This is a genomic window from Bradyrhizobium genomosp. III (genome assembly GCF_000261705.1).
Lineage (GTDB): Bacteria > Pseudomonadota > Alphaproteobacteria > Rhizobiales > Xanthobacteraceae > Bradyrhizobium > Bradyrhizobium ottawaense.
Map to the genome: position 1 here is coordinate 1 of NZ_AJQF01000173.1, position 9100 is coordinate 9100.

The following is a 9100-nucleotide window of genomic DNA, read 5'->3' on the forward strand; positions in this document are numbered from 1 at the left end:
TGTCGAGTGTCAGCGTGCGGTCGGCGCCGTTCGGGCGCTGATAGTCGATGACGAGCCTGAGCTCGCTGATGTCGACGGTCGAGTTCGGCCAGCGGCGCTCCTCGATCAGCGCGCGCAGATGGCTCTCATAGGCAAACCGCGGCACGGCATCGTCGGGCTGCGGCGCCAGATGCGCCCGCGCGATCCGGCCCGAGGCGTAAGCGTCGAACACCGGAAACCGGCCGCCGCGGGTGAGGCCGTGGATCAGCGCGGTGATGAACACGGTCTTGCCGGCCCGCGACAGGCCGGTAACGCCCAACCGCACCGTCGGGTTGAAGAAGTGCTCGCCATAGTCGATCAGCGCCTGCGCGGACAAGCGCGCTTCTTCGACCATATCCTGGAAACTGAATGCCATATGAACGTTAGTGGATCGGGGGCGGCGGGACTGTGTGACCGATCACAAAAGTGGCAATTGCGTGAAGAAAATCAAGCTCCATACTTCCACCGTCTTTGTCGGAAAATCAGCCGTTTGAACGACGCGCCGATCCCGAAAGACCCATACAAGAGGACATTGCCTCATCTTGCGGATTGCCATGACCGTCTTCCAACTGAAAGAGTTCGCCTCCACCTCCGTCCACGCCGCAGCCGACGTGATGGGCTGGAATTACGACCGCGCCGAGCTGATCGCCGACGGAATCATCCACGCGATCGGCGTCCTCTCCGGCCTCATCGCCGCGACCGTGCTGGTGGTGCTGACGGCGATCTATGCCGATGCGACCGACATCGTCGGCGTCTCGATCTATGTCGCCGGCCTGCTCTCGATGCTGGTGCTGTCGGCGACCTATAATCTCTGGCCGGTGTCGCCGGCCAAATGGCTGCTGCGGCGGTTCGACCACTCCGCGATCTATCTGCTGATCGCGGCGACCTATACGCCGTTCATCCTCGAGGTGAAGGACAGCGGATTCGCGCTGGTGCTGCTCGCCGGCGTCTGGTGCGTCGCCATCCTCGGCATCGTGCTGAAGCTCTTCTATCCCGGCCGGTTCGACCGCGTCTCGGTCGGCATCTATCTCGCGATGGGCTGGAGCGGCGTGATGCTCTACGACGCCGTGGTCCGGGCGCTGCCCGCGCTGGTGCTGGGCTTCATCCTTGCGGGCGGGCTGCTCTACAGCTTTGGCGTGATCTTCCATGCCTGGCGGCGGCTGCGTTTCCAGAATGCGATCTGGCACGGCTTTGTGTTGGCCGGCGCGGCGTGCCATTATACCGCGGTGCTCGACCTCATGTTGAGCTGAGCAAGACCCAGGGGGTCTTCCAAGAAGCGGTATAAGACAAGAGGAGACGTCGCATGCAGGTGACCGGCAAGGTCGTGGTCGTCACGGGCGGCGCAAACGGCATCGGCAAGGCGCTGTGCGAGGCGTTTTACAATGCGGGCGCAGCCAAGGTCGTCGTCGCGGACATGGACGCCGCCAATGCGCGGGCGGTTGCGGCCATGGTGGATGGCGCGGCCTTCAAATGCGATGTCGCGCAGGAGAAAGACATCTCGCACGTCATCGAGGAGACCGAGCGGCAGTTCGGCCCCATCGCCCTGTTCTGCTCCAATGCCGGCATCGGCGGCGGCTTCGATCCGATGTCGGTCAATGCCGGCGGAGCCTCCGACGAGCCGTGGCAGCGCAGCTGGGCGATCCACGTCATGGCCCATGTCTATGCGGCGCGGCATCTGATCCCGCGCATGAAGGCGCGCGGCGGTGGCTATTTCCTCAACACGATCTCGGCCGCGGGCCTGCTGTCGCAGGTCGGCAGCCCCGCTTATTCCACCACCAAGCACGCCGCGGTCGGCTTTGCCGAGAATCTCGCGATCTCGCACAAGGCTGACAACATCAAGGTCTCGATCCTCTGCCCGCAGGGTGTCGACACCAACATGCTGCGCTCGATCCCGAAAGGCCCGCAATCCGGCGACGGCGATCTCACGCCGGAGCAGGTCGCGAAAGACGTGCTCGCCGGCCTCGAGCAGGAGACGTTCCTGATCCTGCCGCATCCGCAAGTGCTCGGCTATATGCGCAAGAAGACCGAGAATTATGATCGCTGGATCGGCGGCATGGCCAAGATCCAGGCCAGGATGCGGGAGGATTTCGCGAAGTGACCGTAAGGTCGGTGAGCTGACGTATACTCGCGCCAAAAGCTCGCTGTCGTCCCCGCGAACGCGGGGACCCATAACCACAGGGAGAGGTTTGGCGAAGACTGGTAGATGTTCTTGCGCGCGGTACTGACACCTGCGGATAAATCACGCGGTATGGGTCCCTGCGTTCGCAGGGACGACACCGGTGGTTACCGAGGCAACATCTCCTCCCCCCGGCTCTGCCTGAGCGCCCGCGCATAGAGCATCATGCCCTCGCGCACCGTGCGCTGTTCCGCCGCCGTCAGCGCCGCCAGCGCGCCGCGCACCTGCTGCCGGCCGAACGCGTGCAGCCCCTCCAGCGTGCGCCGCCCCTTCGCGGTCAGCGACAATAGCTTGCTGCGTGCATCATTCTCATCCGGCGTCCCCCTGAGCTCGCCGCAATCGATCAGCTTGCGCACCAGGCGGCTGACGCTGGATTTCTCCAGCCGCAGGAAATCGCCGAGCTCGCCTGATGTCATCGGGCCGCGGATGCCGATCTCCAGGATCGTGTGCACGGCCGAGGGCGGATAGTCCGAGGCCGCCACCGTCGCATCCATGAAGCCGAGCTCGCGCACCATCAACCGCGAGGCGGCGCGAATGTCGTCGATGAGCGCAAGCTCGGCCATCCCTTGACTCCTCGCCTATAGTTGTATCATACAACTATAGGCGCAACGCGGCGCACGCAAGCGTTTTGGAGTGAGCCATGGGCGGAGCTTTGCCGACGGCGATGCGGATGAATGGCAAGGTCTGCCTCGTCACGGGCGGCGGCACCGGCATCGGCCGCGCCACCGCTCTGCGGATGGCGTCCGAGGGTGCCGAGGCGATCATCGTGGCGGGCCGGCGCGAGGCCGAGATCGAGGCGACCGCCGCTTCATGCCGCGAGCTCGGTGCGGAGGCGATCGCGCTCAAGACCGACATCACGCGCGAGGACGACGTCGCGCGCCTCGTCCGCACCGCCATCGAACGTTGCGGCCGGCTCGACGTCGCCTTCAACAATGCCGGCTTCCAGGAGCGCCGCGCGCCGCTGGAACAGCAGGGCACTGACATCTACGACAGCGTGTTCGACACCAATGTCCGCGCGCTGTTCCTGTGCCTGCGCCACCAACTGCCGGCGATGCTGGCGCAAGGGCGCGGCAGCATCGTCGTCAACGCTTCTGTCAGCGGCGTGCGCAATCCCAATCCCGGCTTCTCGCTCTATTCGGCCTCGAAGGCCGCCGCGATCTCGCTGACGCGCTCGGCCGCGCTGGAGAATGCCCCGCGCGGCATCCGCATCAATGCCATCGCGCCGGGCCGCGTCGTCACCGACATGATGCTGCGCGCCGGCGTCGGCGACATCGCAACGGTGAGTGCTGGCCTGCCGCTGCGGCGGATGGGGAGCCCGGAGGAGGTGGCGGAGGCCGTGGTGTGGCTGTCGTCGGATGCGTCGTCGTATGTCGTCGGGCACGTGCTGGCGGCGGACGGGGGATTTCTGGCGTCGTAGTTGGCAGCGGTGGTGCGGCAAACTCGATGTCGTCCCGGCGAAGGCCGGGACCCATAACCCCAGGCCGTAGTTGTGGCACCAAGCTGCCCACTTCGGGTCTTCGCCAAACCTCTCCCTGTGGGTATGGGTCCCGGCCTTCGCCGGGACGACAACTCAATGCTTCTGCCCGTAGAGCACCGGCACCGCCGAATCCACGACGACCTCGACCAGGCTCGTCCCCTCAAACGCCATCCCGCGCTTCAGCGCCTTGCCGAGCTCAGCCGCCTTCGTCACCCGCACCGCGTGACATCCCATGCCTTCGGCGAGCCGGACGAAATCGATCCCCGGCAGCTCCAGCCCCGGCACGTTGCGCACCTGCATGACCTGGCTGAATGAGCGCATCGCGCCGTAGCCGGAATTGTTGATGACGACGATGGTCAGCGGCAGCTTGCGCTGCGCGGCGGTCCACAGCGCCTGGATCGAGTACATCGCCGAGCCGTCGCCGATCAGGCAGACCGTGCGGCTGTTCGGCTTGCCGAGCGCCATGCCGACGGCGGCGGGCAGGGAATAGCCGAGGCCGCCGCTCGCCATGGTGTAAAAACTGTCCTGGCCGCGCATCGGCATGAACTTCTGCATCGCCGGCCGGTGCGAGGGCACTTCCTCGACGACTGACGCACCATCCGGCATCGCCTGCGACAGCGAATGCAGCAGGAACTCGACCGGCAGCGGATCGGCAGCTTGCGGCGCCGGCGGCAGTGTGCGGCCGTTCGGCGTGGCGCGCTTGCTCTCCGGCAGCAGGTCGAGCAGCGTGCTCAGTGCCGGCTTCATCGTCGCGACAATGCTGGTGCCGACGGGCGTCACGGCCGCGGCATCCGGATCATCGGTGATCTGAAAAATCGTCGCGCTACCATCGAAGATCGCGGCATGGCCCTCGACATGGAAGGTGAACACGGGCGCACCGATCACGACGATGAGATCATGCTCACGCAGTGCGTCGGAGAGTTGCGCCGGCGAGGCATGCAGGAAGCCGGCGAATTGCGGATGCCGCTCGGGGAACGAGCAGCGCGCCGAGAACGGGCTGACCCAGACGCTGGCCTTCGCCTTCTCGGCGACGCCCACCATCAGGTCCACCGCGCCGGCGCGGTCGACGCCGGGGCCGACGACGAGGGCAGGGTGCTTTGCGGAACCGAGCGCGGCGACCAGTGCCTTCATCGGCTCAAGCTCGGGGCCGATTTCCCGGCTGACCTTGCGCGCCTCGATCGGCGCGCAGGCATGCGCCCAGTCGTCGATCGGGATCGACACGAAGGTCGGCCCGCACGGCGGCTGCATCGCGGTGTAATAAGCGCGCGCGATCGCAGCCGGCACGTCCTCGGGCCGCGCCGGCTCGACGCTGTATTTCACGTAAGGCCGCGGAAACTCCGACGCGCGCTCGGCATAGAGGAAGGCCTGCAAGGGCAGGATCGAGCGCGCCTGCTGGCCCGCGGTGATCACCAGCGGGGTCTGGTTGCGGTGCGCGGTGTAGATGTTGCCGAGCGCGTTGCCGACGCCGGCGGCCGAATGCAGATTGACGAAGCCGGCATTGCGGGTCGCTTGCGCGTATCCGTCGGCCATGCCGACGGCGGAGGCTTCCTGCAGCGCCAGCACGTAGTCGATGTCATCGGGCCAGTCGCTCAGGAACGGCAGCTCGGTTGAACCAGGATTGCCGAACACTTTTGTGATGCCGAACGAGCGCAGCAGGTCGAGCGTCGCCTGCTTGACGGTGACGGACTTGCTTTTTGTCGCGGCGGGCTTGAGGGACGACATCGGACGGCTCCCCTGATCTTCTTGTGTTCCGTCGCCGTGCCGAGCATGAGCGACGATTTGTCCGCCTTGGCCTTTGAGCACAGGCAAAAGCAACCTACCTCTCGGTGGATTGCTTGGCGAAGTCAAGATGAGGCTGCGTGTGATGCTGGGGCGCTAGCGCGTGGCGCCCTTGACCAGTGGGCACTTGCTCTCCGAGAGCGGCCACGCGGTCTGTTCCGATGGAATCGGACGCACGATCTCCAGATAGTCCCAGGGATATTTCGACTCCGAAGGCTTCTTGACGCGGGCCAGATACATCGTGCGTGTCACGCGGCCGTCTTCGCGCAGCGTCGCGCCCTGCGAAAAGATGTCGTCGATCGGGATCGCGCGCATGGCGGCGGCGACCCGCTCGGCGTCGTCGGTGCCGGCCTGGGTGACAGCCTTCAGATAGTGCCGCACCGCGCCGTACACGCCGGCATGCAGCATCGACGGCGGCGCGCCGGTCTTCACCATGAACTCCCTCGACCAGGCGCGCGTCGCCTCGTTCATGTCCCAGTACGATGCCGTCGTCAGATACGTGCCCTGTGCGGCTTCCAGGCCCATGGTGTGGATGTCCTGCAAGAACAGGATCATCGCCGCAAGACTTTGCCCGCCCTTCACGATCCCGTACTCGTTGGCCTGCTTCATCGCATTGATGGTGTCGTTACCGGCATTGGCAATGCCGATGACCTTGGCGCCGGAAGACTGCGCGGTGAGCAGGAACGAGGAGAAATCCGGCGTGTTGAGCGGATGGCGAACGGCGCCCAGCACTTTGCCGCCGGCCGCCGCGATCACGTCGCTGGCGTCTTTCTGCAACTGCTGGCCGAAGGCATAATCGGCGGCGAGGAAGAACCACGTCGTACCGCCGGCCTCGACGACTGCCGAGGCCGTTCCGTGCGAGACCGCGTAGGTGTCGTAGGTCCAGTGCACGCCGAACGGCGAGCACTGCTCGTTGGTTAGTGCCGTCGTGCCCGCGCCGGAATAGAGCACGATCTTCTTCTTTTCGCGTGCGAGGCCCTGGATCGCGAGCGCGACACCGGAATTCGGTACGTCGACGATCGCATCCACGCCCTCGACATCGAACCACTGGCGGGCAATTCCGGTGCCGATGTCGGGCTTGTGCTGATGATCGGCTGAGATCACCTGAACCGGCTTGCCGAGCACGGTGCCGCCGAACTCGCGAACCGCCATCTCGGCGGCGACAAGCGAACCCTTGCCGGTGACATTAGCGGTTACACCAGCCATATCGGTCAGGACGCCGATCTTGACGACGCCACCCGAGACTTCCGCCTGTGCCGCAATCGGAACGATCAGCGCGATCAGGGCCGCGCCGAGCAGGTTCGATCTCATCTTCATCTCCTCCTGATCTTCTCGTGCCTTGTCGGGTCAGCAGCCGGCCGCATCGAGCCAATCGAGGACCAGCGCGGCGAGATCATCGCTGTTGTCCTCGATCATCATCATGTGGCCGTTGCCGGTGATGCCGCGATCCGGCAGCCAGATGAAGTCGGCATCGAGATAGGCCGCGGTCGCAGCGTCCACCTCGCGTGGATGACGCGGATCGAGCTCGCCGGTGACGATCAGGATGCGATGGTTGCCGAGTCTGTTGAGATCGCCGACGCGGAGGCCGCGTCCGCCGATGTTGAAGCGCTCGTTCAGGATACGCGGGCTTTCGGGCACGATGGACGCGAAATAGTGCTTGAACGCATGTTGCGGAAATCGCGATGTGTTCGCCCAGGAAGAAGCGGCGAATTCGGCGTTCAGCCAGACGGGCCGATCCTCGGCGGCATGCACCGGCCGACCGGCGCTGGCGTCGTCGCGTAGCGCTGCAAGCGCGGCCGGATCGTCGGGCAGATCCTTCAGCAAATCGGCGGGCGGGCCCGGCGCGATGCCGACGACGGCGCGGACCAGATCGGGCCGTCGCTCGGTCATCCACCATGCCATCGGCCCGCTCGCGGAATGCACCAGCAATACGGCGGGGCCGATCTCCTCCAGCAGTGCGAGCAACGAGTTGGCGACGTCGGCGCTGCCAAGCGTCGGAAAATCCGCCCGCTGTGGCGAGCGGCCATGGCCGGGCCAATCAGGCACGAACACATGGCGGCCGGTACCTGCGAATCGTGGCGCCCAGCCCGGCCGCAGATCAGGCGTCGCCATGTAGCAGGCGCCGGTGTGCGCAGCGCCATGTACCATCACGACGGGCGTCCGCTCGGTTCCGCCCTCGGGCGGTCGGACGTGATCGACATAGATCGGATGCACCTCAGTCCCTGCGTAGAAGCACGATGGCCCCTGCGCGCGCAGCAAATGCCTCCGTCGCGCGGACGCGACGGGTCCCGCCTTGTTCACAGCCGGCGATCTCCCAGAGTTCTGTTCTATTCCGCTGCGATGTTAGGATGAGATCAATCCGAAAGGCAATGAGAAAGTCACATATGAGACGATCTAGCAAAGACGCGACCCGGCCCAATTCAGGGGAAAGCGCCGACCGCGCCAGGGACGTGCTCGGCGGCACCGAAGTCAGGATCGCCTACAAGATGGGTTACGTCCTGAATTTCTACCGTGAGCCGTCGTTTCGGAAGATCGAGATGGAGCTCGGCATCACACGTCCGGAGATCGTCACGCTCATCTTCCTGAGTTTTCGCGAGGGCGTGACCGCCAGCGAGATCTGCGAGTTTTCCGGTCATCTCAAGGCCAATATCAGCCGCGGGATCATTGCGCTGGAAAAGAAGAAGCTGTTGCGTCGCGACGTCGACAAGAACGACAATCGCCGCCAGCGTCTGTATCTGACGCCAGCCGGACGCACGCTCTATGCCAGATACATCCCCACCTTGCGCGAGCGCGAACGGGCGATGCTGTCATGCCTCAGCGTGTCCGAACGCAAGGTGTTCGAAGGTCTGCTCGACAAGCTGGCCGAGCATGTCCCGCAGTGGACGGCGCTCGATGAACTGTGAAGGGCGCGCTCCTGGCGGCGTCATGCCGGGGGGCGCGAGGCGAACCCGGAATCTCGCGATTCCCCGGTGCGCAATTTGCGCACCTGAGGTCCGATCCTGCGGACCGCCCCGGAACGACGGGACGTCCCTCACCAAACCGCCGTGCCCTTCATCGTCGGCTGCCCTTCCGCATTCGCGGTCCACAGCTCCATGCCATCAGTGGTCTCGTTGGCGTTGACCGAGAACTCCGTGCCCTCGAACAGCGGCTGCAGGCCGCGATAGGTGAACTTCTTCGGCGCCTCGCCGCCGTGCAGCTTCGCGGCCAGCTCGATGATCAGCGCCGCCTGCAGCGGGCCGTGGAAGATCAGGCCCGGATAGCCCTCGACCTTGGTGACGTAGTCGCGGTCGTAATGGATGCGGTGACCGTTGAAGGTCAGCGCGGAATAGCGAAACAGCAGCACGGGGTCGGAGACATGGGTCTCGCGGTGCTGCGCCTTCGGCGGCGGAGGCGGGGCCTTGGCGCCAGCCGGCGCGCTGCTCGTCATCTCGCGATAGACGATGTCCTGCCGCTCGCGAATGGCGACGCCGCGCGGCGAGGAGATGCTGTGCTCGACCGAGACGAAGCACAGCGTGCCGGTCGAGCCCGTCTTGACCTGCACGTCGGCGATGCGCGAGGTCCGAGTCGATTCATCGCCGACCTGCAGCGGCTGCAGGAACTCGATCTCGCCGCCGGCCCACATCCGGCGTGGCAGCGGCACCGGCGGCAGG

The 9100-nt window shown here is 65.5% G+C and carries 10 protein-coding genes; 4 read left to right on the forward strand and 6 right to left on the reverse strand.

Annotated elements, in window-relative coordinates; all coding sequences use genetic code 11:
* A partial coding sequence (locus tag IC66_RS0115420) for a YcjX family protein (protein ID WP_038948222.1) occupies nt 1-394 on the reverse strand: 394 nt, incomplete at its 3' end.
* A 178-nt stretch (nt 395-572) separates the two neighbouring features.
* Here IC66_RS0115420 and trhA point away from each other — a divergent pair.
* Nucleotides 573-1268, forward strand: a complete 696-nt coding sequence (trhA, locus tag IC66_RS0115425; RefSeq protein ID WP_038948223.1) for a PAQR family membrane homeostasis protein TrhA — start codon at nt 573-575, stop codon at nt 1266-1268.
* A 53-nt stretch (nt 1269-1321) separates the two neighbouring features.
* Nucleotides 1322-2116, forward strand: coding sequence for an SDR family oxidoreductase (locus tag IC66_RS0115430; protein ID WP_038948224.1), 795 nt, complete (start codon nt 1322-1324; stop codon nt 2114-2116).
* A gap of 185 nt (nt 2117-2301) precedes the next feature.
* Here the strand turns inward: IC66_RS0115430 and IC66_RS0115435 are convergent, their stop codons facing one another.
* The gene (locus IC66_RS0115435; protein WP_038948225.1) at nt 2302-2757 is read right to left on the reverse strand and encodes a MarR family winged helix-turn-helix transcriptional regulator; all 456 of its coding nucleotides are present in this window, start codon (nt 2755-2757) and stop codon (nt 2302-2304) included.
* Between the two features lie 77 nt (nt 2758-2834).
* Between IC66_RS0115435 and IC66_RS0115440 the strand changes: the two genes are divergently transcribed.
* On the forward strand, nt 2835-3611 hold the full coding sequence (locus IC66_RS0115440) for an SDR family NAD(P)-dependent oxidoreductase (RefSeq protein ID WP_028140404.1): 777 nt from the start codon (nt 2835-2837) through the stop codon (nt 3609-3611).
* 153 nt (nt 3612-3764) lie between these two features.
* Here IC66_RS0115440 and mdlC read toward each other — a convergent pair whose 3' ends face one another.
* The 3 genes from mdlC to IC66_RS0115455 all read right to left on the reverse strand — a co-directional run bounded on the left by mdlC (nt 3765) and on the right by IC66_RS0115455 (nt 7751).
* Nucleotides 3765-5393: a benzoylformate decarboxylase gene (mdlC, locus tag IC66_RS0115445; protein ID WP_038948226.1), complete on the reverse strand. Its 1629-nt coding sequence runs from the start codon at nt 5391-5393 to the stop codon at nt 3765-3767.
* A 153-nt stretch (nt 5394-5546) separates the two neighbouring features.
* Entirely contained in the window at nt 5547-6761 is a 1215-nt protein-coding gene (locus IC66_RS0115450; RefSeq protein WP_202948579.1) for an ABC transporter substrate-binding protein, read from the reverse strand.
* Between the two features lie 36 nt (nt 6762-6797).
* Nucleotides 6798-7751, reverse strand: coding sequence for an alpha/beta fold hydrolase (locus tag IC66_RS0115455; RefSeq protein WP_244429117.1), 954 nt, complete (start codon nt 7749-7751; stop codon nt 6798-6800).
* Nucleotides 7752-7834: 83 nt separating this feature from the next.
* On the opposite strand from IC66_RS0115455, the gene IC66_RS0115460 reads away from it, so the two are divergent.
* Nucleotides 7835-8353: a MarR family winged helix-turn-helix transcriptional regulator gene (locus IC66_RS0115460; protein ID WP_240536470.1), complete on the forward strand. Its 519-nt coding sequence runs from the start codon at nt 7835-7837 to the stop codon at nt 8351-8353.
* Between the two features lie 128 nt (nt 8354-8481).
* On the opposite strand, the gene IC66_RS0115465 is transcribed toward IC66_RS0115460, so the two are convergent.
* The coding region (locus tag IC66_RS0115465) for an FAS1-like dehydratase domain-containing protein (RefSeq protein ID WP_038948229.1) at nt 8482-9100 on the reverse strand (619 nt) is incomplete at its 5' end.